12 protein-coding genes are annotated in these 15954 nt (G+C 70.6%); 3 read left to right on the top strand and 9 right to left on the bottom strand.

The window, feature by feature from the left end; translation table 11 throughout:
* Positions 1 to 120 precede the first annotated feature (120 nt).
* Positions 121 to 1245, top strand: a complete 1125-nt coding sequence (locus OG266_RS08385) for an AraC family transcriptional regulator (RefSeq protein ID WP_371544160.1) — start codon at positions 121 to 123, stop codon at positions 1243 to 1245.
* Positions 1246 to 1250: 5 nt separating this feature from the next.
* Here the strand turns inward: OG266_RS08385 and OG266_RS08380 are convergent, their stop codons facing one another.
* From OG266_RS08380 to OG266_RS08370, 3 genes are read right to left on the bottom strand one after another with little or no spacing between them, the layout of a single operon-like run.
* Positions 1251 to 2663 carry an aldehyde dehydrogenase family protein gene (locus OG266_RS08380; RefSeq protein ID WP_371544157.1) on the bottom strand — a complete coding sequence of 471 codons (1413 nt, stop codon included), beginning with the start codon at positions 2661 to 2663 and terminating at the stop codon, positions 1251 to 1253.
* Complete coding sequence (locus OG266_RS08375) at positions 2660 to 3538, bottom strand: SDR family oxidoreductase (RefSeq protein ID WP_326719707.1); 879 nt, start codon at positions 3536 to 3538, stop codon at positions 2660 to 2662. The genes OG266_RS08380 and OG266_RS08375 overlap by 4 nt, the downstream gene beginning before the upstream one ends.
* Complete coding sequence (locus OG266_RS08370; RefSeq protein ID WP_371544154.1) at positions 3535 to 4896, bottom strand: flavin-containing monooxygenase; 1362 nt, start codon at positions 4894 to 4896, stop codon at positions 3535 to 3537. The genes OG266_RS08375 and OG266_RS08370 overlap by 4 nt, the downstream gene beginning before the upstream one ends.
* A 186-nt stretch (positions 4897 to 5082) precedes the next feature.
* Between OG266_RS08370 and OG266_RS08365 the strand changes: the two genes are divergently transcribed.
* Positions 5083 to 5706: a TetR/AcrR family transcriptional regulator gene (locus OG266_RS08365; RefSeq protein WP_266473491.1), complete on the top strand. Its 624-nt coding sequence runs from the start codon at positions 5083 to 5085 to the stop codon at positions 5704 to 5706.
* Positions 5707 to 5755: 49 nt separating this feature from the next.
* On the opposite strand, the gene OG266_RS08360 is transcribed toward OG266_RS08365, so the two are convergent.
* Together OG266_RS08360 and OG266_RS08355 are read right to left on the bottom strand one after the other, a co-directional pair.
* A complete protein-coding gene (locus OG266_RS08360) occupies positions 5756 to 6241 on the bottom strand; it encodes an SRPBCC family protein (protein WP_371544152.1) in 486 nt (161 codons plus the stop codon).
* Positions 6242 to 6268: 27 nt separating this feature from the next.
* Positions 6269 to 7675 carry a flavin monoamine oxidase family protein gene (locus OG266_RS08355; RefSeq protein ID WP_371544149.1) on the bottom strand — a complete coding sequence of 469 codons (1407 nt, stop codon included), beginning with the start codon at positions 7673 to 7675 and terminating at the stop codon, positions 6269 to 6271.
* Between the two features lie 211 nt (positions 7676 to 7886).
* On the opposite strand from OG266_RS08355, the gene OG266_RS08350 reads away from it, so the two are divergent.
* A complete protein-coding gene (locus tag OG266_RS08350) occupies positions 7887 to 10361 on the top strand; it encodes an MMPL family transporter (RefSeq protein ID WP_371544146.1) in 2475 nt (824 codons plus the stop codon).
* 502 nt (positions 10362 to 10863) lie between these two features.
* On the opposite strand, the gene OG266_RS08345 is transcribed toward OG266_RS08350, so the two are convergent.
* From OG266_RS08345 to OG266_RS08330, 4 genes are read right to left on the bottom strand one after another with little or no spacing between them, the layout of a single operon-like run.
* Positions 10864 to 11865, bottom strand: coding sequence for a hypothetical protein (locus tag OG266_RS08345; RefSeq protein WP_371544145.1), 1002 nt, complete (start codon positions 11863 to 11865; stop codon positions 10864 to 10866).
* Positions 11866 to 11895: 30 nt separating this feature from the next.
* Entirely contained in the window at positions 11896 to 13176 is a 1281-nt protein-coding gene (locus OG266_RS08340; RefSeq protein ID WP_371544143.1) for a TRAP transporter large permease subunit, read from the bottom strand.
* 3 nt (positions 13177 to 13179) lie between these two features.
* Positions 13180 to 13779: a hypothetical protein gene (locus OG266_RS08335; protein WP_371544142.1), complete on the bottom strand. Its 600-nt coding sequence runs from the start codon at positions 13777 to 13779 to the stop codon at positions 13180 to 13182.
* Positions 13776 to 15908 carry a hydantoinase/oxoprolinase family protein gene (locus OG266_RS08330; protein WP_371544140.1) on the bottom strand — a complete coding sequence of 711 codons (2133 nt, stop codon included), beginning with the start codon at positions 15906 to 15908 and terminating at the stop codon, positions 13776 to 13778. The genes OG266_RS08335 and OG266_RS08330 overlap by 4 nt, the downstream gene beginning before the upstream one ends.
* Positions 15909 to 15954: the final 46 nt, after the last annotated feature.

The raw sequence follows: 15954 nt of genomic DNA, 5'->3' as shown, positions 1-15954 counted from the left end.
GCCAGGCGCGGAGGGACGAACGCAGGACGCCGGAGGCCGTACAGGGGACTTCGCGGGCCAGGGCATACGACCGGTGAGGTCCCGATGCTTACGGTGGTCGCCCAGCAGAAGGTGAGTGCGATGACCCTTGGCCCCGGCCCGGAAGACCCTCACGGGACCAGCGCAGACCCTCACGGGACCAGCGCAGACCCTCAAGGCACCAGCCGCAGCACGTCGGCGACGATCCAGCCGAACATCCTGCGCTATCTCGTCATCGTCGCCGGTGAACGCGGCATCGATCTACGGCCTCAGCTGAGACAGGTCGGGCTGGACGAGACGGTCATGCGCGCCGCCGCGCTGAGGGTGTCCTACCGGCAGGGCAGCGCGGTGATCCGGCGCGCGCTGGAGCTCACCGGGGACGAGCGTCTTGGCCTGAAGGTCGGCGCGGCGCAGCACCTGACCGCGTGGGGCCTGCTCGGCTTCGCCCTGCTGGCCGACGACACGCTGCGACACGCCATCGAGACCGGCGTGAAGTACCAGAACCTGTCCGGCGCGATGACCGTGTGGTCGACCGGCATGGGCGAGGACGGCGCCTTCGTGCTGCACGCCGACCTCCCCGACCCGGCCATCGACCCGAGCGTGGCCTCCTTCCTGATCGAGGAGGGATTCGCGTCCGTGGTCACCCTGTCCCGGCTCGCCGTCGGGTCGGGCTTCGCGCCGAGGGCGGTGGAGTTCTCCGCTCCGGCGCCTCGCCAACGCGAGCTGTACGGCGCCCTGTTCGGCTGTCCGGTCCGCTTCGGCGCTCCGGCCGACCGCATCGTCATCGACCCCGCGTGGGCCGGCGCCCGGATGCCCGGCCGGGATCCGGTGACCTACGCGTCGACCCTGGAGATGCTCGACGCACAGCTGGCTTCCCGCCACGACCAGCAGGACCTGCTGGAGGTACTGGAGGTCTCCGTCGCGCAGAGCCTCCCGGTGATCCCCTCGTTCGGTGAGCAGGCACGACGGCACGCGACGAGCGAGCGGACACTGCGCCGCCGGCTGGCCGACTGCGGCACGACGTACGAGGCACTGGCCGAGGGGGTACGCCGGGAACGCGTCGAACAGCTGCTGCTCCGACCGGAGTTGACACTGCGTGACATCGCCCGCCGGGCGGGATTCTCCGACGAACGGGCGCTGCGCCGCGCGGTGCGCCGCTGGCACGGCACCTCCCCGGTCCAGCTGCGGGAGCGGATGCTCCGGGGTGGTGCGGGGCACGTGGAGTGATCGGATCAGCGGGTGCGGATCCAGACCGTCTTCTCCCGGGTCCACTGGCCGAAGGCGTCGGTGGACTTCTCCACGCCGCCGAATCCGGACTGCTTCCAGCCGCCGAAGGGGGTGGTGATGTCGCCCTCGCTGTAGGCGTTGACGGAGACCACGCCCGCCTCGACGCGACGGGCCAGCCGTAGCGCGGTGTCGAGGTCGCGGGTCCACACCGAGGCGGCGAGCCCGTACTCGGTGGCGTTCGCCCGGCGTACCGCCTCGTCCTCCGAGGTGAACGTCTCGACGGTGACCACGGGACCGAACAGCTCCTTGGTGAGTACGTCGCTGCCGTCGGGGGCGCCGGTGATCACGGTGGGCGGGTAGTAGGCGCCGCGCGGAGGCAGCCCGTCGGGCAGACCTCCGGTGTGGATCCGGGCTCCGCCGGCCCGGGCGGCCTCCACGGCTCCCGCGACCCGGTCGAAGGCGGCGCGGTTGATGAGCGGTCCCATCCGGGTGCGCGGGTCGGCCGGATCACCGACGACGAGTTCCTTCGCCGCGGCCGTGAACCGCTCCACGACCTCCTCGGCGATGTCCCGGTGAACGAGCACACGGGAGCCCGCCGTGCAGTTCTGCCCCATCGTCAGGAACGCGGCCTCGATCATGTCGGCGATGAGCTCGTCGCCGTAGGAGAGCGCGTCGGCCATCAGCACCTGGGGGCTCTTGCCGCCCATCTCCAGTGAGACGCGCTTGAAGTTGCTGTCGGCGGCGGCCTTGAGGATGTGGCGGCCGGTCGAGGTGGACCCGGTGAAGGAGAGTGCCTGTACGAGGGGGTCGCGAGCGAGGGCCGCCCCGGCCTCCCCGCCGTACCCGGGCAGCACCGTGAGCACCCCGTCGGGGAGGCCTGCCTCGGCGGCCAGCGCGGCCAGGTGCAGGGCCGAACGCGGGGTCGCCTCGGCGGGCTTGACGAGCAGACAGTTGCCCGCGGCCAGGGCGGGGCCGACCTTCCAGGCGGTCATTGCAAGGGGGTAGTTCCACGGCAGGATCGCCGCGCCGACCCCGACCGGCTCGCGGCTCATGAGACCGAGACCGTCGGGCCCGCTCGGCGCGACCCGGCCGAAGACCTTGTCGGCCGCCTCGGCGAACCAGCGGATCGACTCGATCGCGCCCGGTACGTCGCCCGTACGGCACTCCGTGATGGGTTTGCCCGCGTCCTCGCTGTCCAGCCGGGCGAGGATCTCGGCGTCGCGTTCCATCAGGCCGGCCAGGCGCAGCAGTACGGCGCTGCGTTCCCGGATCGGCAGCTGCGACCATGTCCCGGCTTCGTAGGTGAGTCGGGCCTGTTCGGCGGCCTTGGTGACGTCGTCGGCGCTCGCGGCGGGCAGGGTGGTGATCGGCTCCCCGGTGGCGGGGTTGACGATGTGCAGCGTCTCGTTCCTGGTCATGCTTCCTCCACCAACTCCCAGTGTCCGTCGGTCTGTCGGGCCAGTCCGCGGCGGCGGAGTTCCTCCAGATAGCGGGCCATGCCGCGGTCACCGCGCTTGCGGAACAGCGGGAAGATCCTGGGCAGCAGGTTCGGTACGAGCATCGCGAACCGCACCAGACGGGATTCGCCGGGCCGGGGATAGGCCTCCAGGCGTGGCCTGTCCAGCAGACTCACCACCGCCGCCACGACATCGGCGGGCTGCTGCGGCGGGTCCTGGAACTGCATGGAGTTCCCGCCGTCCACGGCCTCTTGACGCAGCATCCTGGTGTCGGTCGCCGAGGGCAGCACCGAACCGGCCAGGATGCCCTTGCTCCTGAGGTCGAGGCCGATGGCGAGCATCGCGCCCCGCAGCCCGAACTTGGACGCCGTGTAGATCGGGGTCTCGCCCAGCGGGAAGATCCCGCCGAGGGAGACCGTGGTGACCACCCGGGCGTCACGAGACGCCTTCAGCAGGGGGATCGCGATCCGGGTCGCGACCAGCGGGGAGGTCAGGTTGAGGGTGATCTCCCGCTCGATGCTCTCGACGCTGCGGACGTCGAAGCGCTCCGAGCTCGTCATGCCCACGTTGTTGACCAGCACGTCGAGGCGCCCGTAGACGTCGGCGACCCGCTCGAACAGCCGCTCCACCTGGGCGCGTTCCAGCAGATCGCAGCCGATACCCGTGTGCCCGGCCCCTGGCAGCTCAGCGGCCACCTTCTCGGCACGGACCCCGTCGATGTCGACGACGACACAGCGGGCGCCGCCGGAGGCGAAGCGGTGGCACAGGGCGCTGCCGATGCCACCCGCGCCCCCGGTCACCAGCATGACCTTGTCGGCGAAGTCGAACCGGCTCATGCCGTGGCCTCCGCCGTCTCCGTTGCTTCCACGCGGCGCGGGGACCGCACCGGCGGCCGGCCCTCCGTACGCCAGCCCATCCGGCCCGCGACCTTGCCGAGGTACTTCACGAAGGCCCCGCTGTCGACGTAGCCGGTGTGGCGGGGTGAGGCGACGAACTTCAGCCCGCCGGTCAGATCCGGGCGGTCGGCGCGGATCATCTGGCTGAACCGCTCCGCGTTCGGCAGCCGGTGCCGCGCGTCGTACACATACCCGGCGATCAACTGCGCCTGGGTGTCGAAGAGTTGGTACGCGCCGGAGTTGGTCTCGATGAACCCGATGCCGAACAGGCCCAGGTGCTCGCGCGAGAACGACGACAGGTACAGGTCGGGATGCTGCTCGTCACCGAAGTACTTCTGCGCGACCGGCACTTTGTGGACGTAGCCCGTGGCGAGCAGGACGAGATCGAAGTCGTCGCTCGTTCCGTCGGTGAAGTGCACGGTGCTGCCCTCGGCGCGGGCGATCCCGGGCCTGGCGGTGATGTCGCCGTGCTGGAGGTGGTGGATCAGCATCGAGTTGATGGCCGGGTGGGTCTCGAACAGCTTGTGGTCCGGCTTCTGCAGCCCCAGCCGCGTCGGATCGCCGTTGATGATCCGCAGCAGTCCGCCGAAGACCCGCTGCGCCAGCCACATCGGCAGGTGCGGCCCGCTGTTGGCGATGGTGTCCACGGGTAGGCCGAACAGATGCTTGGGAATGAACCAGTACCCGCGCCGCATACTGATCACCGCATGGTCCGCGGTCCGGGCCGCGTCGCAGGCGATGTCGCAGCCGGAGTTGCCCGCACCCACGACCAGGACCCGCTTGCCCCGCAGCTCCTCCGCGCTGCGATAGCCGGCGGTGTGCCGGACCTCCCCGCTGAACTCCCCGGGAATATCAGGGATGTTGGGGTGCCACTGCGCGCCCGTACACACCACGACCTGCCCGTGCACGCTTTCCCGCCCGTCGGCCCGGGTCACCGTCCAGGTGCCGTCCGCGTTCTTCTCGACGCCCGCGACCTCGACGCCGAACTCGATCCGGTCCGTCAGCCCGTAGGCGTCGGCGAAGGACCGCAGATACGACAGGATCTGCCGGTGCGGCGGGTAGTCCGCGAAGTGCTCGGGCATCGGAAAGCCGCCGAACCCCGACAAGGTCCTGCTGGAGATGAAATGGGCCGACTCGTACATCGGGCTGCCGGGGTTCTCGATGTCCCAGATACCGCCGGGCCCGGTGTGCCGCTCCAGATGCGTGTACGGCAGATCGCGCTCCGCCAGGGCCCTGGCGACCGCCAGCCCGGCAGGTCCCGCCCCGATCACACACGTATCAAACTGGCTTTCTCTCACGAGCCTGCCTCCTCGTTCATCCCGTTTCACGGGTGTTGGAGGAAACGTATTCACCCGCCGTTCAGCGGGAACTGACCCACGCGGCCAGGGACCGGACCCCAGCGGCCGCGGCCTTGGCAGCCCGCTGCGGCGGATTCGACTTGTTCGGACGACTTGTTCGTGGGACTAAGTCGGTATGATGAGCTCATGGCTCACGTTTCCGCGGCCGAGCGCCGTCCTCAGCTGATCAAAGCGGCCATCGACTTCATGACGAGGGAAGGGGTCGCGGCCGGTAGTACGCGTGCCATCGCCGCCGAGCTGGGGGTGGCCCAGGCCACGGTGCACTACACCTTCGGCACGAAGGAAGGGCTGTACCGCGCCGTCATGGAGCAGCTCACGCAGGATCTGGTGGCGCAGGTCGAGCAGGCGGCGCCGACCGACGGCGGTTTCGAGGAGACGGTCGGCGCGCTGGCGGCCGCGCTGTGGCGGACGGTGCGTGAGCAGCCCGCCAGCCATCAGCTCCTCACGGAGCTGATGATGTCCGCGCTCCGCTCGCCCGCCCTGAGAGAGGCCCTCGAAACCCACTACCGGGGGGTGGTCGAGGTGACGGCGAGGCTGATCACCGAGGCGGCGGAGCGTACCGGGCGGCCCCTCGCCCAGCCTGTCGACACGATCGCGCGGTTCTTCCTCGCCGGCTTCGACGGGCTCACGATGCAACGTCTCTCGCTCCCCGACGAGGAGGCCGAGCGCACCTGCCTCGAGGCCTTCGTGTCCGCCGTGGTGGCCATGGCCGACGGTCGGCTGGACCTGGTGCCGGTACCGGTGAGCTGATGCGACGAAGGGCGCACTCGTACGGTACGAGTGCGCCCTTCGCCGGTAGTCAGCCGCGCGCGTTGACGGTCTCGGAGCGAATCAGGGTGTTCAGGCGGGTCATCGAGGCGCGCATGTTCGCGCGCATGCCCGGCTGCTGTATCCGGTCGAGCAGGAGCCCGATCGGGCCGAGGCCGATGACGTATTCCACCTTGTACGTCATCTGCGTGGCGTCCCTCCCCTCCGCACTCCGCACCGGCAGGAACTCGAAGATGCTGGTCACCTCCTTCAGCGGAGCGAACCCGATCCCGGTGTCGACGCGGCGCCTCAGGGGGTCGATCTCCATCACGGTCCACACCGAGTCGGTGCGCAGGGGGCCGAGGGTGCGGTTGCGTTCGGCGTAGGTCCTGCCGACGGTGGCGATGCCGTGGTGGTCGGTGACCTCTATGGCGCCGGCGACCCATTCCGCGTAGCGGTCGGTGCGGGAGATGACCTCCCAGACCCGCTCTACAGGGGCGTTGATGATGGCGCGTTCGGTGACGTGGAACTTGGTCATGACTGCTTCTCCTTGTTTCTTTCTCGTTCAGCTCTGGTGGAGGAGTTCGGTGGCGGCGTGCTCGCCGGAGCGGACCGCGCCGTCCATGAAGCCGTTCCAGTAGGGGGAGAACTCGGACCCCGCCCAGTGCACGCGCCCGAAACTCCGGCCCATCCACTCCCCGTACTCGGTCAGCACGCCGGGAGCGGCGACGGACGTCGGGCCGCCCTGGGTCCACTGCTCGGCGGTCCAGTCCTGCTCGACGTAGTCGACGGTGTCGTAGGCCCGCTCCCCGACGACCTGGGCGAAGGAGCGCAGCACCGCGCCGCGGCGCTCGCCCGCCGGGCGGTGCGCCCACTTCCGCCATTCCTTGCCGCCGAGGAATCCCATGAGCACGCCCGGTCCGCCGTCGGGCGGGGAGTTGTCGAACATCTCGCGGATCGGCGAGCCGCCCCGCAGCAGGCCCATGCCGGACAGGCCCTCGGCCCGCCAGAACGGTGTGTCGTAGACGGCCACGCACTTCATGAGCGTGCCGAAGGGCAGCCGCTGGAACAGCTGCTCCTGCTGCGGCGGCAGCAGCGGGTCCCAGACGATGCGCGAGGCCAGGACCGGCGGTACGGCGACGATCACCTGGCCGGCCCGCCAGTCGCCGGCGTCGGAGACCACGGTGACCCCGTCGGAGTCCTGGCTGATACGGCGTACCGGAGCCGACAGATGGACGCGGCCGTCGAGTTCCTCGGCCAGCCGGGTCGCGACCAGCTGCGAGCCGCCGACGAACCGGCTGTCCTGCGCACCGCCGGAGGTACCGGTGCCGCGCTCCATGGTGCCCGGATGCGTCTCGTCGCCGAACGTCGAGACGTACCAGAGGCTGAACAGTGCCGACGCGTCGCGCGCCTCGCCGCCGTACGCGGAGTTGAGGAAGATGTTGATCAGGTCGACGGCGTCGCCGGTGATCTCGGCCTTGCGCAGCCAGGTCTCGTAGGTCATGCCGTCCAGGTCACGGGCGTTCGGGGCCCGCCACGGTGCCGCCGGGGGTACCTTGCCCGCCGCCTGGCCGATGCGGGCCAGGGCGATGCCCATGTCCGGCAGCGCGAGGAGGTCCGGCGGAGTGTGCCCGGCGAACCGCCTGGCCTTGCCGTCGCGGACGTAGACCCGCTCGCCGGGCACGGCGGCCTCGTACGCGGCCACGCCGACCTCCTTGGCCAGCGCCAGGATGCGGTCTTGGGTGGGGCCGACGAACTGCCCCCCGATCTCGGTCACTTGGCCGTCGCCGAGCTCATGGTTGAGCAGTCGGCCGCCGACCCGGTCGCGGGCCTCCAGGACGGCTACGGACTTGCCTGCCGCGACGAGCTCACGCGCCGCGGTGAGTCCGGCCAGCCCCGCGCCGATCACGACGACGTCGGCCTCCCGACTCCAGCGCTTCTCGACGTTCCGGGTGCTGTGCGTACTGGTCATGGTCACTCCTCGGCTGCCGGCGGTGAAGCGGTCGATGAACAACGTACAGGCGACATTGTCGTGTGACAAGGTCGACTGATTCTGTCATCCACTTCTATCGTTTGACCTGCACTTATTGCTTGATGGTCAAGGGTGACGGTCGAGTGACTCGTTCGAGCGACTTGAGCAGGTGATAAAGTCGGCCCACCGACACCGTACGAGGGAGTTCGTCATGGCCGTCCTGCTTCACCGGCTGGGCCACAGCGCCTACCGACACCGAAAGCTCGTCCTGGGGATATGGCTCTTCGTGCTGGCCGCGCTCATCACGTGCGTCAGCGTCTTCGGCGGCAAGCTCGACGACCGCTTCTCGGTGCCGGGCACCGAGTCTCAGCGGGCGTTGGACAGCCTGAGCAAGACCCTTCCGGAAGCCTCGGGCGCGAGCGCCCAGATCGTCTTCACCGCGCCCGAGGGCCACCGGGTCACCGAAGCGCCCTATACGGCGGTGATCGCCGAGGCCGTGGCGGAGGCCGAGCGGGCACCCCAGGTCGGTGAGGTCGTCGATCCGCAGGCCTCCGGCGCGGTCTCGGCCGACCGGAGCACGGCGATCGTCCAGGTCCAGTACCCCGTGCAGATCGCGGAGGTCCGTACGTCATCGGTGGACGCGATCGAGGACGCGGCCCGGGCGGCCGAGACGGACGGGCTGCGGACATCGGTGGGCGGTTCCGTCTTCAGCAGCAAGGGAGTTCACATCGGTCCGTCGGAGATCATCGGCGTGGCCGTGGCGCTGCTCGTCCTCGTCGTCACCTTCGGTTCGCTGCTGGCCGCCGGTATGGCACTGCTGCCCGCGCTGATCGGTGTGGCCCTCGGTCTGGCCGGGCTGCTCGCTCTCGCGCCCGCGGTCAGCATCTCCTCCACGGCCGTCACGCTCGCCCTGATGCTGGGCCTGGCCGTCGGCATCGACTACGTCCTGTTCATCCTCTCGCGCCACCGCCAGCAACTGGCCCGCGGAACCGATCCGAAGGAATCCGTCGCGCTGGCCGTCGGTACGGCCGGAAGCGCCGTGGTCTTCGCCGGCGTCACCGTGATCATCGCGCTCGCCGCGCTGAGCGTCATCGGCATCCCGTTTCTGACGACGATGGGTCTCGGTGCCGCCGGCGCCGTCCTGATCGCCGTACTGGCCGCGATCACCCTCGTCCCCGCCGTCGCGGGATTCGCCGGCTCGCGGCTTGCCCCCAAGCCCGGCAGCCGCGCCGGGCGGCGGGCTGCCGATGCCGAGGGGGCCAGCGATGCCGAGGGGGCCAGCGATGCCGAGGGGGCCAGCGATGCCGAGGAGGCCAGCGATGCCGAGGAGGCCGCCGATGTCGAGGGGGCGGGCGACGGCGAGGGGAGCGCCGGCCGCGCCACCATGGGTACCCGCTGGACGAAGTGGGTCATCGCCAAGCCGCTGCTGACCGTGCTCGCCGTCGCGGGGATCCTGGTGACCCTCACGCTGCCGGCCATGGACCTGCGCCTGGCGCTTCCCGACAACGGCTCCGCGCCGCACGCCTCCACCGAACGCAAGGCCTACGACACGATCAGCGACAAGTTCGGTCCCGGCTTCAACGGCCCCCTGCTCGTACTCGTCGAGTCCAACAACGGTACGGCTGCGACGAGGTCACAGGTCGGCGCTCAGGTGGCCCAGAAGCTGGGGACCCTCAAGAACGTCAAGGCCGTCCTGCCGCCCCAGCCCACCAGCGACCCGGCGCAGAGTGTCATCACCGTGCTCCCCGCCTCCGGCCCCGACAGCGTCCGCACCGACCAACTCGTCCGAGACATCCGCGAAGCCGCGCCCGGCATCCGTGACACCACCGGCGCCACGGTCGCCGTCACCGGCACCACCGCAGTCAACATCGACGTCTCCACCCGCCTCAGCGACTCCCTGCTGCCCTTCGTCGCCATCGTCGTCGGCCTCAGCCTGCTCCTGCTGATGATCGTCTTCCGGTCGCTGGTCATCCCCGTCAAGGCCGCCGTCGGCTTCCTGCTCTCGGTGGGCGCCTCGCTCGGTCTGGTCGTCGCCGTCTTCCAGTGGGGCTGGCTGGCCGACGTCCTCGACGTGCCGCACAGCGGTCCGGTCGTCAGCTTCCTGCCGATCATTCTGATCGGGGTGCTGTTCGGACTGGCCATGGACTACGAGGTGTTCCTCGTGTCCGGGATGCGCGAGGAATGGGCCCACACCGGCCGGGCCCGCCAGTCGGTCGTCGACGGGGCGCGGCACAGCGTTCGGGTCGTCACCGCCGCCGCCCTGATCATGTTCACCGTCTTCGCCGGCTTCTTCCCCCTGGACGACGCCCTGATCAAACCCATCGCTTTCGCCCTGGCCGTCGGCGTGGCCATCGACGCCTTCGCCGTCCGCATGACGCTCGTACCGGCGGTACTCGCCCTCGCGGGCCGGGGCGCCTGGTGGCTGCCGGCCTGGCTGGACAGGATCCTGCCGGACCTCGACGTCGAGGGGAGCAGCCTCCAGAAGGCGGGACCGGCGGGCTCCGAGGATCCTGAGGTCGTCTCGCTTGCGCCGGCCCAAGGGCGTGGCACCGCGACGGACTTGACCGCGACGGGCTCGACGACGGCGGGCTCGACGACGGCGGGCTCGACCAGGGCGGGCTCGACGACGGCGGACTCGGCCACGACCGGTCGCGGCGAGCGGCGCGAAGCTTCCGGCAGCCGTTGACCCGGTCCGTCGCCCTTGATGGCCGACCACGGCACGCCGCGCCGCGCGGCACCGCACTGCGGTGTCGCGCGGCGCCGTGCTGTGCCATGCGGTCGTGTCGCTTCTACGCCGAGGCTCCCGGAGTCCCTTGCGGTACCCGGCAGTTCACCTGTACCGACCGTCGTAGACGCACCTCAGGTCCCTCAAAGCATTTACTCCTCGCGGGACTCACCGGCTGCTCCAGCGACAACGGGCCGAGCACGGAAGCGAGCGGGAAAGCGACGCTCACCTTCACCTGGTGAGGCAACGAGGACCGCGCGCAACGCACCAACGACGCCAGCTAGGCCCGCACCGCGAAAGGCGAGTTCACCGGCGAGCTGCTGCGCACCGGGGGACTGCCGATCGACCTGTCCGAGAACACCTCGAAGGGCAAGGCGTTCTGGTTGGAGGCGGTGGCGCGGTGAGGCGGCGGGTCCCTCCCCGCCGACGAGTTCCGGACGTCGGCGGGGAGGGACCTGTCGAGTCAGCCTCGGGCGACCGCGATGGCCCCCGCGAGCCGCTCTCCCGCCTCGTAGATCATGTACGGGACGCCGCCGTCGGTACCGAAGGTGGGTGCCGCGGAGCGCCCGTTCTCCGGAGCCGTGCTGCGGGAGTTGTAGAAGACGCCGAGGTGGCTGCGCTTGCTGAAGTCGTTGCCGACCTCGGTGATCATGATGTCGCCGCCGCTCTCCTTGTCCTTGTTGTAGACGACGTAGGTGCTGCCGTTGCGGTAGAGAAGGTGCGGGCCGCCGACGTTGACGGCGCCGACGTCCCCGTGCCGGATCAGCGGCGTCTGGTCGTAGGTCCAGGTGCGGCCGTCGGCGGACCAACCCCAGTGGATGTCACGGTGGTTGGTGGTGTTGTTCAGCATGAAGACCATCACGTAGCGGGCGCCGCGCGAGGGCAGGTCGTGGCGGAAGACCCGGGCGTACGACGTCTCGTTGGTTCCTGCCGGGAGCATGGACGCCGACAGGACGACCTTGTCGTACGTGAAGTGGATCCCGTCGGCCGAGCGGGCGAGGCGCGTCGTGGTGTTCTCGCCGTGGAAGTACAGCCAGAACTCCTTGGCGTCCTCGTTCCACAGCACGTGGGGGGAGGAGACATGGCTGACGGAGTAGTGCGGGGACCACTTGTTGGAGACGATCGGGTTCGACGGGTACTCGGTGAACGGCCCTTCCAGCGAGTTGCCGTAGGCCAGGCAGATCCCACCTGGCGTGTCGTGCGGCGCGTAGTACAGGTAGTAGCGGCCGAGTGGGGCGCTCAGTTTGTCGTAGACGCCTCTGATGCAGGGGAAGATGATCTCGCCGGTCGGGTTGTACTTCAGCTGAGACGGCGTCAGAAGCGTGCGGACGTAGGCGTAGTCGGGGAATCCGCCGGGTGCCGCGGCCGCGGACTGGGCGCCCAGGGCCGTGCCGACGGTGAGGGCGGCTCCGGTGGCGGCGGTGGCTCGCAGGAAGAGACGCCGGTCGAGGTGCTGCTCGTGCATGGTGGTCTCCAATGCCAGAAGGTGTGCGGCTCAGAGGTAGGTGGCGGCGGTGACGCACAGGCCGCCGAGGGCGACCGCCCAGACGTACGGCAGGGTGCGCACCATGACCTGTTGGGGAGTGACGCCCGCGTACTGGGCACTCCACACGGTCTGTGTGCTGGTGGGGTCGGCGACGCCGAACACCTGGTTGTACGAGGTGGCCATGCCGAGGACGGCGACCGCGGGGTAGATGCCGGTGGCGATGAGGACGCCGGCGATGCCCGCGCCGAGCCCGAACACGTTGAGGGGGCCGCGGTAGAGGCACAGCGGGACGAGGAGCGTGAAGACGAGGACGAACACCACGGGGTTGTGCGGGCTGACGGCCTTGACGAGCGGTTCGAGTGCGTCGACGGCGCCGGGCAGTTTCACGGCCGCGAGCAGGATGCCGATGGCGATGAACAGGACGAGCGGCGGGGCGGCCACCTCGAAACCGCCGTACAGGGTGCGCAGTAGCCGCTTGTTCATCGCGCCGGGCCGGGTCGTGGTGACCAGCGCGTACAGGACGCCCGCCAACAGCGAGGGAATGATGGCGAGTTCGAAGCCCAGGGCGAGAACGAGCGGCACGGCGGGGGCGAGCAATGCGTACCAGGGCGCGTCGCCCAGCTCCTCGCGTCGTGAACGAGGCTTCGCGTCAACGGACTTGAGCGACCAGGCGTGCTCGGTGCCCCGCCTTCGCGTCTCGACGAGGACGAACGCGAGAGCGGCGGCCAGGGCGAACGGGAAGAGTTTCACCATGAAGCCGCGCACGGTCGGGATCGGCAGTTCCAGCGCGGTGGAGAAGAACTGCCACAGCGGCAGCTCGAAGGGGATGCCCACGGCGATGCCCATCAGTACCGTGCCCGCGGCGGTCACCTTGGGCACGCCGACGGCGATCATGGCGGGGATGCCGATGATGCCGGCGAGCATGGCGGCGGGTGCCGAGCCGGTCACCGTACCGACGAGTGCGGACACGGCGAGGACACCGAGGGCCACGACGGTCGGGCGGTCACCGCCGAACTCGACGATCTTGCGGACGAGGGTGCCCGCGATGCCGGTCTCGTCGAGGAGTTTGCCCAGCCAGGAGCCCAGAATGATCGCGATCATGGTGGCGGCCAGGGTGGGCGCGCCTTCCTGGAGGACGGTGTCCAGCACGCTGTTCTTGCCGGTGAGCGGTGCCCCGGCGAGAAAGGCGATGGCGACGGCGAGCAGGGCAAGGGCGAAGGCGGTGGGCAGTCTGCGGGTGAGCATCAGGGCGACACCGGCCGCCATGACGAGAAGGATGACGACACCCATGGGTCACTTCTCTCTTCCGGGCCGGGTGAGCGCCGCACGGAGCGCGGCGGTGAGGAGCAGGGGGCTGCGGCCGAGTCCGCAGACGGTTCGGGCGTAGGCGTGCGCTGCGACCTCCTCGGCACCGGCGACATGACCGGTCACGCGGTGGCGTCCGAGGCGCAGCACGGTGTGGTCGAGCGCCTGCTTGAGCGCGGCCTTCGCCGGGCCGTGGTGGAAGTGGGCGTGCACGGCCTCATGGGCCAGGGCGGCGGCGCGCACCGAGCCCAACGGGTACCAGCCGCGCCAGCCGCGTGCGTCCACCAACTCCTCGGCGAGGGCGAGCGTGTCGGTGTAGAGCTCGACCGTCGGGGGCCGTGAGGTGTAGCGGGCGAGCAGCATCCGATCCAGGCCGCCGTCCCGCTCGACGACGCGGGCCGTGGACGGGACGGGGGCGAGTCGGGACCCGAACTCGTCGGCCTTGCGGGCCCATTGGCGCAGCAGTTCGCGGTCGCGGCCCTCGTGAGTGGGCGTGGCGGCCAGCAGCCGTACGGCCCATTCGATGTCGTCGACGGACGCGGGATCCATCAACTCCCGCTCCTGGAGGGTGAGGTCAGTGGCCGTCATGACCGCACCTCCAGTACCGCGACCACCGGCTCGTCGGCGGCGCGGGCCCGCAACTCGCTGCGGGCCAGCGCCAGCAGCGGCTGGGGATCGAGGACGCCGGACAGGTCGGCGATGCGGGAGCCGAGCAGCAGCCGCAGGGCGGGAGCGCGCACCCCGCCGTCGCCGTACGAGGTGGACTCGCCCACCAGCCGGGCGAGCACCTCCGGGGCGCCGGCCACGGTGGTGGTCTCCACGCGGGCGTCGGCGGCGTGGTGGCGTACGACGCCGTCCACGTCGACGATCCGTATGGGGCGGCGGGTCGGCCGCAGTCGGCGGCGCGTCTCGGTGCCGTAGACGGTGTGGGCGGCGGTGCCCGCGAGGACCTGGACGGCTGCGGGATCGGTCTTGAGACTGGCCGCCGCGGCATGCAGGCGCTCGGTGTCGTCGGCGCGGTGGGACCGGTCCTGGGTGCGCAGTTCGGTGGCGCCGGTCGCGACCGCGCGCACGGTGTTGGTCTGCGGGTCGACGGTGATCTCGACCTCGACGCCTTCGGCGGCGGCGCCCTGGGCGACGACCGCCCGCTCCGCCTCGGCCCGGACGGCGAGGATCTGCTCCTGCGTGGCACCACCGGGCACGATCCGCTCGACCTGTTCCCGTACGAGCGCGAGGGCGACGCCGATGGGGCTGATGACCTCGTTGTGGCGGGCGATCCGGCCCTCCATCCCGCTGGTGTGCGCCAGGTGCGGGGTGACGGACGCGGCACCGCCGCCCCCGCCGACGAGGACCGCCGTGTCCTTGTCGAGGCGGTAGTCGCGGATCATGGCGTCCACCACCGACTTCACCTGGGCGATGCCCGCGTCGAGGATCCGCGTCGCCGCGGTCGCGACATCGGTGCCGAGATGGGCGGCCAGCGGCTCGATCGCGGCACGCGCGCTCTCGGGGTCGCAGCGGGCGAAGTCGCCCTCCGGGACGCGGCCGAGGGCGTTGGCGGCACAGGTCATCGTGACGGCGAACCGCCCGCCCTCCGCGTCGAGCACGGCGTAGTCGGCGGGGTCGCCGTCCATGGGTCGGACGGTGTCCACCTTGGCGTCGCGCAGCTGGTCGGGGGAGGCGAAGCAGGCGTACGGCAGCCCCGCGATGTGGGCGCTGCGCGGCCCCACGCCCGTCACCCGGCCTTCGCCGATCCGCACCATGGAGCCGCCGCCGACGCCGACGGTGCGCACGTCGAGGGCGCTCAGATACGAGGTCTTGCCGAGGATGGTGGCGTGCCGGACGGCGACCTTGCCGCGGCGTACGACGCTGATGTCGGTCGAGGTGCCTCCGGTCTCCAGGAACACGCCCTCGCTCACCCGCTCCTGCATCAGGGCGCCCGCGACTCCGGCCGCCGGTCCCGACAGAACCGTCAGGAGCGGCCGGCGGCGCATCTCGCCGAGCGCCATCACACCGCCGTCGCAGCGCATCACCATCAGCGGCGCGGTCACGCCGGCCTTGGTGATGGAGGCGTCGACGAGGTCGGCGGTGGCCAGCATGCGGGGCAGGATCGCAGCGTTGACCACGGCGGTGCGGGTGCGCTTGTGCAGCCCGTACAGCGAGGTGATCTCGTGCGCGGCGGTCATCGGCAGCCCGTACGGCCGTGCCGCGTCCAGGACGGTCTGCTCGCCCTCGGGACGGTCGACGCTGAACGGCTGGCTGGCGACGAGGACTTGGGCGCCTTCGCCCTTCAACTGCTCGACGGCGCTGCGGACGGCTGCCGTGTCCTGAGGGTCGGTGACATGTGCGTAGACCAGCGGAAGCCTTTTGCCGGGGGCGAGTTCGAGCTTGCCGAACGAGGCGAGGCGGCGGGTGAGCACCGCTGCGGGGCCGGTCCCGATGCCGATCAGTCCGACGGTCGCCACGTCGCCCTCCAGGAGGGCGTTGGTAGCCTGGGTCGTGCCGTGCGCCAGGAAGGCGACGTCGGCCGGGGCGCAGCCGGTCTGCTCCAGGAGCCGGTCGAGCGCCTCGACGATGCCGTGTGCGACGCCGTCCTCGTGATGGTGGCTGGTGGGGACCTTGACCTGCCCCAGGAGTTCGAGGGTCGTGGCGTCCACGGCCACGGCGTCGGTGAAGGTTCCGCCCACGTCGATGCCGACGCGGATGCGGTGTGTGTTCATGTCCGGGCACCTCCTTGTGCTGGATCGGTTCGCGCGGGCGGTCACC

The sequence above is a fragment of the Streptomyces sp. NBC_00554 genome, assembly GCF_041431135.1.
GTDB lineage: Bacteria > Actinomycetota > Actinomycetes > Streptomycetales > Streptomycetaceae > Streptomyces.
Note: the sequence above shows the minus strand (reverse complement) of the source record. Positions and strands in the feature narration are given on the sequence as shown.